The organism is Tepidimonas sp., from assembly GCF_036824975.1.
Taxonomy (GTDB): domain Bacteria; phylum Pseudomonadota; class Gammaproteobacteria; order Burkholderiales; family Burkholderiaceae_C; genus Tepidimonas.
This window is the reverse complement of record NZ_DAISZC010000051.1, coordinates 1-15,582: the sequence shown is the minus strand read 5'-3', so window position 1 is coordinate 15,582 and position 15,582 is coordinate 1. Positions and strand designations below refer to the sequence as shown.

14 protein-coding genes and 1 pseudogene are annotated in these 15,582 nt (G+C 65.6%); 7 read left to right on the top strand and 8 right to left on the bottom strand.

All coding sequences use genetic code 11. The annotated features are described in order from the left end of the window. The first annotated feature begins 137 nt into the window (after positions 1-137). The 6 genes and pseudogenes from V7Z54_RS07080 to V7Z54_RS07060 all read left to right on the top strand — a co-directional run bounded on the left by V7Z54_RS07080 (position 138) and on the right by V7Z54_RS07060 (position 5,098). Positions 138-1,211: a homocysteine S-methyltransferase family protein gene (locus V7Z54_RS07080; protein WP_334135426.1), complete on the top strand. Its 1,074-nt coding sequence runs from the start codon at positions 138-140 to the stop codon at positions 1,209-1,211. Between the two features lie 242 nt (positions 1,212-1,453). After that, positions 1,454-2,170, top strand: coding sequence for a GGDEF domain-containing protein (locus V7Z54_RS07075; protein ID WP_334135424.1), 717 nt, complete (start codon positions 1,454-1,456; stop codon positions 2,168-2,170). 25 nt (positions 2,171-2,195) lie between these two features. Further along, the gene (locus V7Z54_RS07070) at positions 2,196-3,041 is read left to right on the top strand and encodes a MinD/ParA family protein (protein WP_334135423.1); all 846 of its coding nucleotides are present in this window, start codon (positions 2,196-2,198) and stop codon (positions 3,039-3,041) included. A gap of 23 nt (positions 3,042-3,064) precedes the next feature. Beyond that, a pseudogene (locus tag V7Z54_RS09970) lies at positions 3,065-3,700 on the top strand (HDOD domain-containing protein); the annotation flags it as partial. A gap of 155 nt (positions 3,701-3,855) precedes the next feature. After that, complete coding sequence (locus V7Z54_RS07065) at positions 3,856-4,674, top strand: hypothetical protein (RefSeq protein WP_334135422.1); 819 nt, start codon at positions 3,856-3,858, stop codon at positions 4,672-4,674. A gap of 94 nt (positions 4,675-4,768) precedes the next feature. Further along, a complete protein-coding gene (locus V7Z54_RS07060) occupies positions 4,769-5,098 on the top strand; it encodes a DUF1840 domain-containing protein (protein ID WP_334135421.1) in 330 nt (109 codons plus the stop codon). Positions 5,099-5,195: 97 nt separating this feature from the next. Here V7Z54_RS07060 and V7Z54_RS07055 read toward each other — a convergent pair whose 3' ends face one another. The 8 genes from V7Z54_RS07055 to V7Z54_RS07020 all read right to left on the bottom strand — a co-directional run bounded on the left by V7Z54_RS07055 (position 5,196) and on the right by V7Z54_RS07020 (position 14,842). Continuing rightward, positions 5,196-6,188 carry a tripartite tricarboxylate transporter substrate-binding protein gene (locus V7Z54_RS07055; RefSeq protein WP_334135420.1) on the bottom strand — a complete coding sequence of 331 codons (993 nt, stop codon included), beginning with the start codon at positions 6,186-6,188 and terminating at the stop codon, positions 5,196-5,198. A gap of 134 nt (positions 6,189-6,322) precedes the next feature. Then, positions 6,323-7,588, bottom strand: coding sequence for a phenylacetate--CoA ligase family protein (locus V7Z54_RS07050; protein WP_334135418.1), 1,266 nt, complete (start codon positions 7,586-7,588; stop codon positions 6,323-6,325). A gap of 77 nt (positions 7,589-7,665) precedes the next feature. Then, positions 7,666-8,475, bottom strand: a complete 810-nt coding sequence (locus V7Z54_RS07045; protein ID WP_334135417.1) for an ABC transporter ATP-binding protein — start codon at positions 8,473-8,475, stop codon at positions 7,666-7,668. Between the two features lie 147 nt (positions 8,476-8,622). Then, the gene (locus V7Z54_RS07040) at positions 8,623-9,963 is read right to left on the bottom strand and encodes an ABC transporter substrate-binding protein (protein ID WP_334135415.1); all 1,341 of its coding nucleotides are present in this window, start codon (positions 9,961-9,963) and stop codon (positions 8,623-8,625) included. Positions 9,964-10,004: 41 nt separating this feature from the next. Continuing rightward, a complete protein-coding gene (locus V7Z54_RS07035; protein ID WP_334135414.1) occupies positions 10,005-11,081 on the bottom strand; it encodes a branched-chain amino acid ABC transporter permease in 1,077 nt (358 codons plus the stop codon). 54 nt (positions 11,082-11,135) lie between these two features. Then, a complete protein-coding gene (locus V7Z54_RS07030) occupies positions 11,136-12,065 on the bottom strand; it encodes a branched-chain amino acid ABC transporter permease (RefSeq protein WP_334135413.1) in 930 nt (309 codons plus the stop codon). 16 nt (positions 12,066-12,081) lie between these two features. Beyond that, complete coding sequence (locus V7Z54_RS07025) at positions 12,082-12,867, bottom strand: ABC transporter ATP-binding protein (RefSeq protein WP_334135412.1); 786 nt, start codon at positions 12,865-12,867, stop codon at positions 12,082-12,084. 28 nt (positions 12,868-12,895) lie between these two features. Further along, positions 12,896-14,842: an AMP-dependent synthetase/ligase gene (locus V7Z54_RS07020; protein WP_334135411.1), complete on the bottom strand. Its 1,947-nt coding sequence runs from the start codon at positions 14,840-14,842 to the stop codon at positions 12,896-12,898. 200 nt (positions 14,843-15,042) lie between these two features. Between V7Z54_RS07020 and V7Z54_RS07015 the strand changes: the two genes are divergently transcribed. Further along, positions 15,043-15,582 (top strand): Crp/Fnr family transcriptional regulator (locus V7Z54_RS07015; RefSeq protein ID WP_334135410.1); only part of this gene is annotated, 540 nt, incomplete at its 3' end.

Below are 15,582 nucleotides of genomic sequence, written 5' to 3'. Positions count from 1 at the left end.
CGCGCCGATGATAGTGCGGAGACCCGTGCGAAAGTAGGTCATCGTCAGGCGGTTAACACCTGGAAACCCCGGGAGACTTGCGCTCTCGGGGTTTTGCTTTTTTCGGCGTCGCCTACGCCTTGGCACAATCGCCTCCCATGGATCGACAAGTACGCTACACCCGGGGGCAGGCCCTCGTCGACCTGCTCGCTCGTCGCATCGTGATCATTGACGGTGCAATGGGCACCATGATCCAGCGTTTGCGGCTGAATGAGGCCCAGTACCGCGGTGTCGGGCTGAACGGGCGGGCTGAACCGGACGCGCGGTTCTCGGACCACGAAGGCGACCTCAAAGGCAACAACGAGTTGCTGAGTCTGACGCGGCCGGACGTGATCGCCGATATCCATGCGGCGTATTTGGCGGCGGGGGCGGACATCATTGAGACCAATACGTTTGGCGCTAACTGCATTGCGCAGGTCGATTACGGACTTCAGCGGTGGGTATGGGAGATGAATGTCGAGTCGTCGCGCCTGGCGCGGGCCGCTTGCGACCGCTACGGCACGACCGAAAACCCTCGCTTCGTCGCCGGTGCGCTGGGGCCGACGCCGCGCACCGCGAGCATCAGTCCCGACGTCAACGACCCCGGCGCGCGCAACGTGACGTTCGACGAGCTGGAGCACGCGTATCACGAACAGGCGCTGGCCCTCATCGAGGGTGGGGTGGATGTGCTGCTGGTGGAGACCGTGTTCGACACGCTCAATGCCAAGGCGGCGCTGTTCGCCATCGAGCGGGCGTTCGACGCCAGTGGCGAGCGTTTGCCGGTCATCGTGTCGGGGACGGTCACCGACGCGTCGGGGCGTTTGCTGAGCGGGCAGACCGTCACCGCGTTTTGGGCCAGCGTGCGGCACGTGCGGCCGCTGGCGGTGGGGCTCAACTGCGCGCTGGGGGCGGCGCTGATGAAGCCCTATCTGCAGGAGTTGGCGCGTGCCGCCACCGATACGTATATCAGCTGCTATCCGAATGCGGGGTTGCCCAATCCGATGAGCGATACCGGCTTCGATGAAGGGCCCGAGGACACGGCGCGGCTGCTGCATGCCTTCGCGCGCGAGGGACTGGTCAATATCGTTGGCGGTTGTTGCGGCACGACCCCCGACCATATTGCAGCCATTGCCGGGGCGACCCGGGGCTGCGCGCCGCGCGCGCTGCGCTGGCCGCGGGATGTCGCAGCGTAGGCATGGGCGGAGACAGGATCATCGCGCTGGGCGCGTACGATCGGAGACCACTCGCCCGCGCATGTCAGCTGTCGCCGATGACACTGCAGGCGCAGGGGCGCGTCTGGGGCGGTGGATGCAGATGTTGGGGCGCGCGGGCCTGCGCGCCGCGGGGGCTGGCTGCAAGGCCGACCGCAAACCCGCATATACTGGTAGGGGCGGCGTCGCGACGGACGGCTGCGCTGCCGCGGGATGTTTGGGCCATGGTGACGCCTTTTCTACGGTTGGATCATGCGCGGGCGCTGCTGGCGCGTGCCGGCGTCTCGCTGCCGCCCGCGGATGACCCCGCCGAGGTGCAGGCGATCATCGACGCCCTGTGCGAACTCAGCGAGCGCGATGCCCTGACCGGGTTGCCAAACCGCCGTGCCTTCCTGGCGCGGGTGGCGCAGGAGCTCGATCGATCTACCCGTTCTGGTGAGTCCAGTCTGTTGCTGATGTTCGACATCGATCACTTTAAGGGGGTCAATGATGTGCACGGCCACCTCGCCGGCGACGCCGTGATCCGCGCGGTCGGCGCCGCCCTGCGCGATCATGTGCGCCCCATGGACACGGTGGCCCGGCTGGGAGGCGAGGAGTTCGGCGTGCTGCTGCCGCAGTGTTCGGTGGGGGCTGGGGCGGTCCTGGCGGAGCGCTTGCGCGAGGCGGTGCAGGCGACGAGGGTCGAGTTGCCCGATGGCAAGACCGCGCTGCCGGTGACGGTCAGTGTCGGCGGAGCCTATTCGCCCCCCTGGGTGCGCTCCAGCATCGAGCACTGGCTGGAGCGTGCCGACCGGCAGCTGTATCTGGCCAAGCGGCAGGGGCGTAACCGGGTCTGCATCGAGCCAGTGGTCATGAGCGACGTCAGCGCCGAGGAAAAGCAGCTTCTTTTCGGATGGGCGCCGCCTGACGATCTTATCATCGACGCTGCGGAGGCGCTCTGACGGGGCCACGCGCATGCCACTGACCATGAACGAGACCGTTGCCTCTGCCCCAGACGTTGCAGCCGAACCGGCCGGCGGGGTGTTGCTGCGCCCCAGCCGCGGCAAGGTGATCGCGATCACCAGTGGCAAGGGGGGGGTTGGCAAGACGTTTTTGTCGGCCAATCTGGCGGCCGCGCTGACCCGGCGCGGGTTGCGCGTGCTGGTGCTCGACGCAGACCTGGGGCTGGCCAATCTGGATGTGGTGCTCAACCTGTATCCGAAGCTGACCCTGCATGACGTCTTCAGCGGGCGCTGCACGCTGGACGAAGCGATCGTGCAGGCGCCCGGAGGGTTTCAGGTGCTGCTGGCGGGGTCGGGCATGGTGGAGTACTCGCGCCTGACACCCGAGGTGCGGGAGGAATTTTTGCGCCTGATGGACACGGTGGTGCCGCGGTACGACGTCGTGTTGCTGGACACCGGCGCGGGCATCTCGGATGTGGTGCTGTTTACGCTGTCGTTGGCCAGCGAGGTGCTGCTGGTGGCCACCCCTGAGCCCACATCGTTGACCGATGCCTACGCCACCATCAAGGTACTGGCCACCCAGCAGCGTCGCCAGTTGGTGCGGTTGGTCGTCAACCAAGCTGCGCGCCCGGGGGACGGGCGTGCGATTACGACGCAGCTGCAAACGGTGCTGAACCGGTTTTTGGGCGGCAGCGCGGGCACGGCGCCGGTGCGGCTGGTGCACATGGGGGATATCCCGGTCGACAAAGCGGTGCGGGAGGCCGTGATGCGGCGCCAGCTGCTGCTGTTGCAGGCTCCCGGTTGTCCGGCCAGTCTGGCGGTCGCGCAAATCGGCGGGCGCCTGGTCGACACGGTACTCAAGCCCGGCTGACGGCAGCCGGGCGCCTCACAGGCATGGAAGCCCAGCAGGCAAACGGGTCGACGCAGGGCCCGAATCACGACGCCGTTCTAGGCACGCTTGCCGAGCGGCTCGACCGAGACCCGGATTTTCCGGCCTTGTCTGGGCAGATTGCGCGAGTGGTGGCCCTGGCCGAAGACGAGAATGGCAACCTGCACACGCTGGTCGAGGCGGTGTTGCGCGACCCCGGACTGACCCAGCGGCTGCTGCGCATCGTCAACACGGCGCACTGCAGCGCACACTGTGGCCAGGTGTGCTACCGTGTCGCGGGCGGTCAGCCTCTTGGGGGTGCAGGCGGTACGCGGTATCGCGCTCAGCGTGGTGTTGCTGGATGGGTGGCGACACCGCGCACACGCGCAACGACTGCTGGACCGTATTGCGGAAGCACTGCTGGCTGCGGGGAGCTGGCAATCCAATGCCACGACGGCGCGCCGCGGGAGCGGGAAACGGTGTTTCTCGCTGCCCTGTTCCAAGGACTGGGGCCGATGCTGCTCGACAGCTTACTGCCTGATGTGGCCGAGGCGATCCACATGGAGGCGCAGGGCGACCCGGCACAGGATGCACGCGCAGTGCGGCGACACCTGGGAGTCAGCTACGACGAATTGGCTGACCGCGTCGCGCGGTGGTGGGGTTTCCCGCCGATTTGCGCCGCGTCATGGAGCGCCCCGGAGGGCCGCCGCCCCACCACCTGCCCCACGATCCCGTGGAGCAGGCGCGGTGGCTGGGGGGCGCCGGCAATGACCTCGCGCGCGCGTGGCTACGGACGGAGGAGCGGGGGGACGCTGCGATGTTTCGATCAATGGCGCGGCGCTACCAGGGTATGCAGAGGCAATCGCCAGAGCAGTTGGCGGATGTGGCCATGGCGGCGCGCGAGAGCTTTCTCGCCGTCAGCCAGGCGTTCGCTCTGGAGGGGGCGCAGGAGGGTGCGCTGCGCTGGCGGCGCTTTTTGTCTGCGGAGGCTGCCAATCCTCTGAAGCCTCTGCCCTTGCCTAGCGCCGCGCCGGCGTCGGCGGACGCACGCGCCGATGCGGAGAACCAGTCGGCCGGGGCCAGTGGGGCGCGTGCCGAGGCAGCGGTTGCCGCGCCTTCACCCCACGAGGTGGGGGCTGCTTTGGCTGCGAGGCTGGAGGAGTTTAGCGCTGCGCTGGCCGAGGGGGCACCGCGCACCGCCCTGCAGGCCCTAGCGATCGAAGTGCTGTACCGAACCTTGGGAGCGCAGCGTGCGTTGCTGTGTACCCGTGCGGCGGACGGGTGGCTGCGCGGCTGCTGGGTCATGGGTAGTGACACAGAAGCGCTGCAGCGTGTCTTTGCCGTGCGACCGCCGAACGCACCCGATGCCGACGGTGATGTTTTCACTCTCCTGCTGGGGCTGCGGTGGGACAGCTGGATCGAGCAGCCCACGGCGCCACGCATTCCGGAGCGGTTGCCCGCTTGGTATCGCCCTTTCCTGCCCAGCGCCGTGTCGTTTGTCGTGATGCCACAGAACCGGGGTGACGGTGCGGTTGGTCTGATCTATCTGGATGGGCCCGCCGTGCGCGCCGATGCACTGGGGGAGCCGGAGCAGCGGCTGCTGCGCACCCTCAAGCAATTGCAAACCGGGCCGTGATCGCCGACTCTTGGGAGTCAGCGCGACCCAGTGTGGCATGATGAGGGCCGTAGCCGAAGCAGACCGGTCCAATCTGAGCGCAAGGAGCCAACCGATGCTGTACCGATTCAAATCGAAAGCTGCGGGTGATGTGGTGATGCTGGCCTCAACCGGGCGGCGTGTGCTCGAAATTCTGGGCAAAGATCCGAATGGACCGGGGATCATTTTGCCGCAGCAAATTCCGGCAGCGATCGAGGCCCTGCGCGCTGCCGTGGAACAAGAAGAGGCGCAAGCCCGGCGCGAGCGCCAGGAGGCGCAAGCCCGGGGCGAAGAATTGGCCGAGCCACCCGAGGAGCGGGTACCGCTGCGCACTCGGGTGGCGCCGTTCATCGAGATGCTGCAGCACTGCCAGCGTGAGCAGTGCGAAGTCGTCTGGGGCGTCTGACGGGCGCGACAGCCCGACTTTGCGCAGCCATCGATGGCCGTACCCTGTACGGCCATTGCGGCGCTCACGCCGCAGCCCGTGGCGTAAGCAGGCGACGTCAGTCGGCGTACTGCCCGGCGGCATCGACGACCGCCTTCAGTTTGGCGATCTCGCTGGTGACAAACGCCTTGTGCCCTTCCGGTGTGATGCGTCGGTCACGCGGCGAAGGGACGATGGCACCCAGCGCCCGCTGTTTCTGGATGAACTCAGGGTCTTGCAGCGCCGCGCGCAGGGCATCATTGAGCTTTTTCACCACCGGCGCTGGCGTGCCTTTCGGCGCGTACAGACCATGCCAGATGGTCAGGTCGAAGTCCTTGAGCCCCATCTCCTGCAGCGACGGATAGTATTTCAGCAGGGGGTGATCGGACAGCGGCTTGGCGGTGGTCACCGCAAACGCCTTGATGCGCCCGGCTTCGATTTGCTGTGTCGTGTTCGTGGTCTGATCGCACATCACGTCGATGGTGCCGGCAATCAGGTCGTTCATGGCAGGCGCCGTGCCCCGGTAGGCCACCGTGGTCAGCGACTTGTCGAGCTTGACCGCGTATTGCCACATCAGCCCGCAGATGTGCGACGCCGAGCCCAGACCGGCGTGGCCCAGGTTGAGCTTGCCCTGGTTGGCGCGGATATAGTTCTCGAAGTCGCGGTAGGTGTTGGCGGGCAGCTGAGGCTTGCCCACCAGCGTCATCGGCACGTCGTTGATGATGCCCAGATATTCGAAGTCGTCCAGCGGTTTGTAGGGGAGCTTGCGGTACAGCGCGGGCGTGGCCGCCATGCCGATATGCCACACCAACAGCGTGTGACCATCGGGGGTGGCCCGGGCCACCTTGTTGGCGCCAATGGTGCCGCCAGCGCCAGCGGCGTTGTCGATGACGATCGTGGCATTGTTCAGATGTTTGCGCATCGACTCGGCCAGCTGCCGGGCGACGGTGTCGGTCGGCCCGCCGGCCGCAAACGGCACCACGAAGGTGATCGGCTTGTTGGGAAAGTCCTGCGCGGCAGCGGTCAGACTCAGGGTCGAGATCGCCAGGGCAGTGACAAGGTGCAATTTCATGGGTCGGTCTCCTGTAGACGTTCAACGCGTAAGCCGCGATGCTAACGGAGCGCCGCGCCGCAGGCTACCGGATCAACTCTGAGTGTCATCGTCCAGCGCCGCATCGCCCCAGCACTCGCGGCTGGTCCGTGGTCTTACTCGTAGCTGCGGCTGTCCTCGATCACCTTGCCGTCGTTGGGCAGTGCGCCGGGTTCGACGAACGCGATGTCCCCGCGCAGTTTGGTGATCTCTCGCAGCGTGCTCTGCAGGGCCTGCTGCAGGGCCTGCGATGGGGCCTCGGTTTCCACCCGCAGGGTGAGCTGGTCGTCGGCCATGCGGCCGCTGACGATGAGGCGCGCGCGCAGCGCTTCGGGATGGCGACGCAACACCTGCGCCACCTGCTCTGGGTGCACGAACATGCCGCGTACCTTGGTGGTCTGGTCGGCACGTCCCAGCCAGCCCCGGATGCGGGTATTGGTGCGGCCGGTGGGGCACGGGCCGGGCAGTACGGCCGACAGGTCCCCGGTGCCGAAGCGGATCAGTGGGTAGTCGGGGTTGAGCACCGTCACCACCACCTCGCCCACCTCACCCTCGGGCACCGGATCGCCGGTGCCCGGGCGCACGATTTCGAGGATGACGTGTTCATCCACCACCAGGCCTTCGCGGGCCGGTGTTTCATAAGCGATCAGGCCGGCGTCGGCGGTGGCGTAGGCCTGATAGCCGATGATGCCCCGTTCGGCCAGCCAGTCGCGCAGACTCGGGGGAAACGCTTCGCCGGACACCAGTGCCTTGCGCAGCGGCAGCGTCAGGCCAGCGGCTTCGGCCTTCTCGACCAGGATGCGCAAAAAGCTGGGCGTGCCGACGTAGCCCACGGGGCCCAGGTCGCTGATGGCAGCGAGCTGCAGTTCCGTGTTGCCAACGCCGCCCGGAAAGACCGTGCAGCCGAGCGCATGAGCACCCGCCTCCATCATCCACGCGCCGGGGGTGAGGTGGTAGCTGAACGCGTTGTGCACCAGGTCGCCCGCCACGAAGCCGGCGGCAGCCAGCGCGCGCGCCGTGCGCCAGTAGTCCTCACGGCTGCCTTCGGGTTCGTAAATCGGCCCCGGGGATTGGAAAACGCGACGAGCTCCGCGGCCGTGCAGCAAGCCGCGCCAGCCGATGGTGGCCAGTGCGCCGAACGGATCGCCCCCGGCTTGCCGAGACGCCTGCTGGTGGTGCAGCAGCGCGTGTTTGCGCAGCACCGGCAGGGTGGCCAGGGCGGCGCGCGACGTGATACGTGCCGGATCGACGTCGCGCAGCCAGGTGTTCCAGGCCGAAGAGCGTTGCCGGGCCTGCTGAATGAACGAGGGCAGCGCCGCCATCAGTGCAGCTTCACGTTGAGCAGCTGGGCGGGTTTCGAGGGTGGCGTCGAATGCGGACATGATGCGGGGCAACGAGGGCGGCGATGGGGGCGGGCGGAGGATGCGCCTGCGGCGTGCGGTGCCGGAGGGCGCTGAGGTCAAGCCAGCCAGCGTTTGCGACGCTTGTAGCTCTTGACATCGCGAAAGCTTTTACGCTCGCCGCCGCCCATGCCCAGGTAGAACTCCTTGACATCTTCGTTGTTGCGCAGGTCCTCGGCCTTGCCGTCCATGACGATGCGCCCGGACTCCATGATGTAGCCGTAATTGGCGTAGCGCAGCGCCATGTTGGTGTTCTGCTCGGCGATCAGGAAGCTGACTTTTTCCTTCTGATTGAGGTCCTTGACGATCTCGAACACCTCCTCGACGATTTGCGGCGCCAGGCCCATCGACGGTTCGTCGAGCAGCACCACGCTCGGGTTGGCCATGAGCGCGCGGCCGATGGCGCACATCTGTTGCTCGCCGCCCGAGGTATAGGCGGCCTGGCTGGTGCGACGCGTCTTCAGGCGTGGGAAGTAGGTGTAGACCTTCTCCAGATTGGCGGCGATCTCGCCTTTGTCCTTGCGCGTGTAGGCGCCGGTGAGCAGGTTTTCCTCGATCGTCAGGTGCGCGAAGCAGTGGCGGCCCTCCATCACTTGCACCACGCCGCGCTTGACCAAGTCGGCCGGTGTGAGGTTTTCGATGCGCTCACCGCGCAGCTCGATCGTGCCTTTGGTGACTTCGCCGCGCTCGCCCTTGAGCAGGTTGGAGATGGCGCGCAGCGTGGTCGTCTTGCCGGCACCGTTGCCGCCCAGGATGGCCGCGATCTGGCCTTCGGCGAGCTGCAGCGAGACGCCCTTGAGCACGAGGATGACGTGGTTGTAAATGACCTCGATGCCGTTGACGGTGAGGACGGGGGCGGGTGTCGTCATGGCGTGACCTCGGTAACGTGGCGGGGTGCGGTGCACCACCCGACAGCGCCGGTGCGCGGCGCTGTCGGGTAGGGGCGGGCTGGGGCGTGGCGACCGCCAGCCTGCCCGGGGCCGACCGGCGCAGTACTGGTCGGCCCGTTGCGGCCATCAGGACTGGCAGTCCTGCGGCGTGCGGCGCTGGATCTTCTTCTCGGCGGCGTATTTGTCGGCAGCGGCACGCACCATCGGTTTGATGATCTGCTCGTCGGCCTGATACCAGTCGCTGGTGAACTCCCACCGGCTGCCGTTCCAGGTGTGGATGCGGGCCCAGGCCGCGCCCATGTGGTCGAAGCAACTGGTCGAAATCGGTCGCAGCACGCCCTTAAAGCCCAGCGCATCCAGCTTGGCCTGCGTCAGGTTCAGGTTTTCCAAGCCCCAGCGCACCTGCTCGCCGGTCATGACCTTACCCTTGCCGAAGCGCTCCTGCGCCGCGCGCACGCCCTCCACAGCAAGCATGGCGCTCATCGCTCCGCGCACATACAACACCGAGCCGACCTCGTCCTTCGGGCCGGTGCCCTGACCCTTGCCGTGCACCTTCTCCAGGATTTCTTGGATGAACGGCGCGTTGGGTTCGGCGCCATGCTGCATGGTGATGGCGTTGTAGCCCTTGGCGCCTTCGCCGACGTCCTTGACATCGGGCTCGGCGCCCGCCCACCACACGCCGTACATCTTCTCGCGCGGGTAGCCCACCGCCTGCGCCTCCTTCAGCGCGGTCGAGTTCATCACGCCCCAACCCCACAGCAGGATGTAGTCGGGACGCTGCTGACGGATTTGCAACCAAGTGGCCTTTTGCTCCACCCCGGGGTGCGCCACCGGCAACAGGCTGAGCTGGAAGCCGTGCATGGCAGCGCGCTCCTGCAGCAGCGGGATCGGCTCCTTGCCAAACGGGCTGTCGTGATAGACCAGTGCGATGCGCTTGCCCTTGAGCTTGTCGAGGCCACCTTCCTTCTTGGCGATGTGCTGGATTAATACGTCGGCGGCCACCCAATACGTGCCCGCGAGCGGGAAGTTCCACTTGAACACGCCGCCATCCTGCGATTCGCTGCGGCCGTAACCCGCGGTAATCAGCGGGATCTTGTCCACCGGCGCTTTTTCGGTCAGCGCGAAGGTGATGCCGGTCGACAGCGGCTGGAACATCGTGGCACCACCGTTCTTGCCCTTAAGACGCTCGTAGCATTCGACACCGCGGTCGGTGGCGTAGCCGGTTTCGCACTCCTCCCAGATGATGCGCACGCCGTTGATGCCGCCGCGCGCGTTGGTGAGCTTGAGGTAGTCGATGAACCCGTTGGCCCAGGGCACCCCGTTGGGCGCGTAGGCGCCGGTGCGGTACACCAGCACGGGGAAGAACTGCTCTTTGGCGGCCTGTGCGTGGGCCGCGGTGCCCACCAGCGCAACGGACAGTGTGGCCGCTGCCGCGACGGCAGCCAAAACGGTGGAACGCAGCTTCATGGTCTGTCTCCTTCAGGTTGGAAGCACGGGTGGGAAAGGGATCAGTGCGGGAATGGCCAAAGGCGCAGCTTTTGCTTACCGATGCTCCACAGCTTGGCCAGACCGTGGGGCTCGACGATGAGGAACCAGACGATCAACGCGCCGAAGATCATGTATTCGGCGTGTGACACGGCCGCGGTGGACACCGCGATACCGAACAGTCCACCCAGCCAGGGCAGGAACTGGTTGAGAAAGATCGGCAGCACGACGATGAAGGCGGCGCCGAAGAAACTGCCCATGATCGACCCCAGCCCGCCGATGATCACCATGAACAGCAGCTGAAACGAGCGGTCCACGCTGAAGGCGGCCGGCTCCCACGAGCCCAGGTGCACGAACCCCCACAGGGCGCCCGCCAGTCCAATGATGAAGGAGCTCACGGCGAATGCCGACAGCTTGGCGTACATCGGACGGATGCCGATCACGGCGGCGGCCACGTCCATGTCGCGGATGGCCATCCACTCGCGGCCGATGGCCGAGCGCACCAGATTCTTGGCCAGCAGCGCGAACACCACCACGAACACCAGGCAAAACAGGTACTTTTCCTCGGGGGTGTCGATGCGCCAGCCCAGCACGCTGAGGTTGGACACCGACACCGAGCCGGAGGGCGTGTAGTTGGTGAACCAGCCGATGCGCAAAAAGGCCCAGTCGCAGAAGAACTGCGCGGCCAGTGTCGCCACCGCCAGGTACAGGCCCTTGACGCGCAGGCTGGGAATGCCGAAGAACACCCCCACCACCGTGGCGCACAGGCCCCCGATCAGCAGCGCCACCACCAGCGGCATGCCCTCGATGCGGGTGAGCGCGTTGTACGCCATGTACGCCCCCACCGCCATGAAGGCCCCCGAGCCCAGCGAGATCTGTCCGCAGTAGCCCACCAGCAGGTTCACGCCGATGGCCGCCAGCGACAGAATCAGGAACGGAATCAGGATGGCGCGAAAGAGGTATTCGTCGGCCAGCAGCGGAACGCCCACGAAGGCGAAGGCAACCAGGGCCAGGATAGCCCAGCGATCCTGGGCGATGGGAAAGATTTGTTGATCTTCCCGGTAGCTGGTTTTGAACTGTCCGTTTTCGCGGTAGAACACGGTCGTCGTCTCCGGTCAATGGCGCAGTGAGGAAGGGTCAGCGGTGGGCGGTGCTCACACGCGGTCGATGATCTTTTCGCCAAACAGACCCTGTGGCCGCAACAGCAGAAACACCAGCGCCAGCACGTAGGCGAACCAGATCTCGATGCCGCCGCCGACATACGGTCCGAGATAGACTTCGGAGAGCTTTTCACCCACGCCGATGATCAAGCCCCCGACGATGGCGCCGGGCACCGAGGTCAAGCCGCCCAGGATGATGACGGGCAAGGCGCGCAACGCCACCGTGGACAGCGAAAACTGCACGCCGAGCTTGGAGCCCCAGATCATCCCGGCCACCAGCGCGACGATGCCCGCCACGCACCACACGATGACCCAGATGCGGTTGAGCGGGATGCCGATCGACTGCGCGGCCTGGTGGTCGTCGGCCACGGCGCGCAGAGCCCGGCCGGTGCCGGTCTTCTGAAAGAACAGCGACAGCGCCGCCACCAGCGTGGCGGCAATCCCGGCCGCGATCAGATCTTCCTTGTTGATCAGGATGCCGCCCTCGAAGGTCTGCTCGAGAATGAAGACCGGATCCTTGGGCATGCCGAGGTTGATCTGGTAGATGTCGCTGCCAAAGATCGTCTGTCCCAGTCCGTCGAGAAAGTAGGTGATGCCGAGCGTGGCCATCAACAGCGTAGCGCCTTCCTGGTTGACCAGGTGGCGCAGCACCAGGGCCTCGATCAGCCAGGCAACGGCAAACATGATCAGCGCGGCGGTGATGAACGCCAGCAGGTTGGCCAGCAGCCGGCTTTCGAAACCGAACCACTGCGGATACCACTCGGCAAAGCGCGCCATGGCCAAGGCGGCAAACAGAACCATCGCCCCCTGGGCAAAGTTGAACACGCCCGAGGCCTTGAAAATGAGCACGAAGCCCAACGCCACCAGCGCGTACAGCATGCCGGCCATCAAGCCGCCCAATACGGTTTCAAGAAAAAAGGCCATCGGAGTTGCTTCCTTTTTAGTGGCTCGTGCCCAGGTAGGCGCGGATCACGTCTTCGTTGTTGCGCACCTCATCCGGTGTGCCGTCGCCAATCTTCTTGCCGTAGTCCAGCACCACCACGCGGTCGCTGATGTCCATGACCACGCCCATGTCGTGCTCGATGAGCACGATGGTGGTGCCGAACTCGTCATTGACGTCGAGGATGAAGCGGCACATGTCCTGCTTTTCCTCCACGTTCATGCCAGCCATCGGCTCGTCCAGCAGCAGCATCTGCGGCTCCATCGCCAGCGCGCGGCCCAGGTCGACCCGCTTTTGCAGCCCGTAGGGCAGCTGCCCCACCGGGGTCTTGCGGTAGGCCTGGATTTCCAGGAAGTCGATGATGCGCTCGACGAATTCGCGGTGCGCGATTTCCTCGCGCTCTGCCGGGCCGATGCGCAGCGCCTGCAGCAACAGGTTGCTTTTGATGCGCAGGTTGCGCCCGGTCATGATGTTGTCCAGCACGCTCATGCCCTTGAACAGGGCCAGGTTTTGGAAGGTGCGGGCGATGCCCATCTCGGCCACCTGACGGCTGTTCATATGCTTGAAGGTCTGGCCACGGAAGGTGATCGAGCCTTCCTGCGGCGTGTAGACGCCGTTGATGCAGTTGAGCATCGAGCTTTTGCCAGCACCGTTGGGTCCGATGATGGCGCGGATTTCGTGTTCGCGCACGTCGAAGGAGATGTCGGTCAGTGCCTTGACGCCCCCGAAGCGCAAGCTGATGTTGCGCACGTCCAGGATGATGTCACCGATTTTTTTGTGGGCCATGGAGCATCCTCACGCTGCGGGCAGGGGGTCAGGCGGCGGCCTGCATCGGGGCGAACGTCTTGGCATCGACGATGCGCAGCGTGGCGCTGATGACGCCGGTGCGGCCGTCCTCGAACTTGACCTGGGTTTCGATGAACTGTTCGGTCTTGCCGCCATACAGCGCATCGACCAGCGCCGCATACTTCTCGCCAATGAAGCCGCGCCGGACCTTGTTGGTGCGGGTGAGTTCGCCGTCGTCGGCGTCGAGCTCCTTGTGCAGGATCAAGAAGCGATGGATCTGGCTGCCCGACAGCATCTGGTCGCGGCTGAGGTCGGCGTTGACCTTTTCCACGCAGTCCTGGATCAGTGCATAGACCTCGGGCTTGCCGGCCAGATCGGTGTAGCCGGCGTAGGGCAGACCGCGCCGCTCGGCCCAGTTGCCCACCGCCTCGAAGTCGATGTTGATCATCGCGCACACCTTGTCGCGGCCGTCGCCAAAGGCAACCGCCTCCTTGATGAACGAGAAGAACTTGAGCTTGTTCTCCACGTACTTGGGCGCGAACATGGCGCCGTCGTTGGGCCCACCCTTGAGGCGCCCGACATCCTTGACGCGGTCGATGATCTTCAGGTGCCCGTGGCTGTCGATGAAGCCCGCGTCGCTGGTGTGGTACCAGCCCTCGGCATCCAGCACCTCGGCAGTCGCTTTCGGGTTCTTGTAGTATTCCCTGAGCAGACCTGGCGAGCGCACCAAGATCTCGCCTTGATCGGAGAGCCGGATTTCGACGCCCTGACAGGGCACGCCCACGGTATCGGCGCGCACCTCATGGTCGGGCTGCAGGCACACGAATACCGCCGTCTCGGTGGAGCCGTAGAGCTGCTTGAGGTTGATGCCGATGGAGCGGTAGAATGTAAAAAGGTCGGGGCCGATGGCTTCGCCGGCAGTGTAGGCCACCCGCACGCGCGAAAATCCCAGGATGTTGCGCAGCGGCCCGTAGACGAGTACGTCGCCGATGGCGTACAGCAGTCGCTCACCCAGCGATACCGGCTTTCCGTCCATCAGGCGCGGGCCGATGCGGCGTGCCACCTCCATGAAGGCGTGAAACATCTTGCGTTTCACCGCCCCCGCGTCCTCCATGCGGATCATCACGCTGGTGAGCATCCCCTCGAAGATGCGCGGCGGTGCGAAGTAGTAGGTGGGGCCGATTTCCTTGAGGTCGATCATCACCGTGGACTGCGACTCCGGGCAGTTGACCACGTAACCGCACACCAGCCACTGCGCATAGCTGAAAATGTTTTGGCCGATCCAGGCCGGCGGCAGGTAGGCCAGCACCTCCTCGTGCGCGGTGAGCCGGTCGAACTCCGCGCCTACCTTGGCTCGGTCCAGCAGCGTGAAGTGGGTGTGCACGACCCCCTTCGGATTGCCGGTGGTGCCCGAGGTGAAAAACATCGCCGCGACGTCGTCCGGTTGCCCCTGCTCCACCTGCTCCTGGAAGAAGTCGGGGTGTTCCTGGCAGAACACGGCGCCGGCAGCCTCGATCTCCTTCAGGCCAGCCAGACCCGGGGCGTCGTAATTGCGCAGTCCGCGCGGGTCGTCGAACAAGATGTGCTCGAGCTGCGGGCATTGGGGCCGGATCTCGAGCATCTTGTCCACCTGTTCTTGGTCTTCGGCCACCACAAATCGCACTTCGGCGTTGTTGATGGGGAAGATGCACTCGGCGGCGACTGCGTCTTGATACAGCGGCACCGGGATTGCTCCCAGCGCCTGCGTGGCCAGCATGGTGGCGTAGAGGCTGGGACGGTTGGCACCAATCACCACCAGATGCTCGCCGCGCCGCAGGCCAAGTTGGTGCAGCCCGGCGGCAATGTGGTGCACGCGCCGCAGCATCTGCGCCCAGGTGGTGGTCTGCCAGATGCCGTATTCCTTTTCGCGCATGGCGGGCGCGTCGGGCCGCGCCGTAGCGTGCTGGATCAGCAGCCGGGGAAACGTCGTCCGCATATCAGCTCCTCTGCCGGTGGGGCGCGCGGGTGGCGCGCCTGCCGTGTCGCACCCACTGTACGCGAAGATTTGACGCTATTCTGTCCTTCTGTGGACAATCTGGGGTTTGCCCGGATTGGGACTTTCCCTAGGTTGCCGCTGCAGGTTGCCGTGGCGTGCCAAGAATCGGTGCGGTGGAACAGGGTGAGCGAGGAGACACGATGAACCCGGTGAACCGATTGCGCCAGCGGGCCCGTCCCTTGACGGCCAGCGAGCTGGCCGACATCCCGTGGCTGGCGCGTTTGGAAGACGAGGTGCGTCCGCGCGCGGCCGACGCGCTGGTGGTCAGCGAGGCCGAGCCTGGGGAATATATTTGCCGGGTTGGGCGGCCGGTGACGTACTGGTTTGGGTTGCTGGATGGATTGCTGAAAATGAGCAACGACGACCGCCAGGGGCCCATCATGACGTTTACCGGGGTGGCCCCCGGCGGCTGGTTTGGCGAGGGAACGGCGCTCAAGCGCGAGGTCTACCGCTACAACATCCAGGCGCTGCGGCGCAGCGCGGTGGTGGGACTGCCGGTGGAGATGTTTCACTGGCTGCTGGATCACTCCATCGGGTTCAACCGGTTCGTGATGAACCAGCTCAACGAGCGCCTGGGCCAATTCATTGCCGCGCGCGAAATCGATCGCATCACCGATCCGGACGTGCGCGTGGCGCGCAGTGTGGCCAATTTGTTTCACCCGGTGCTGTTTCCTGGCGTG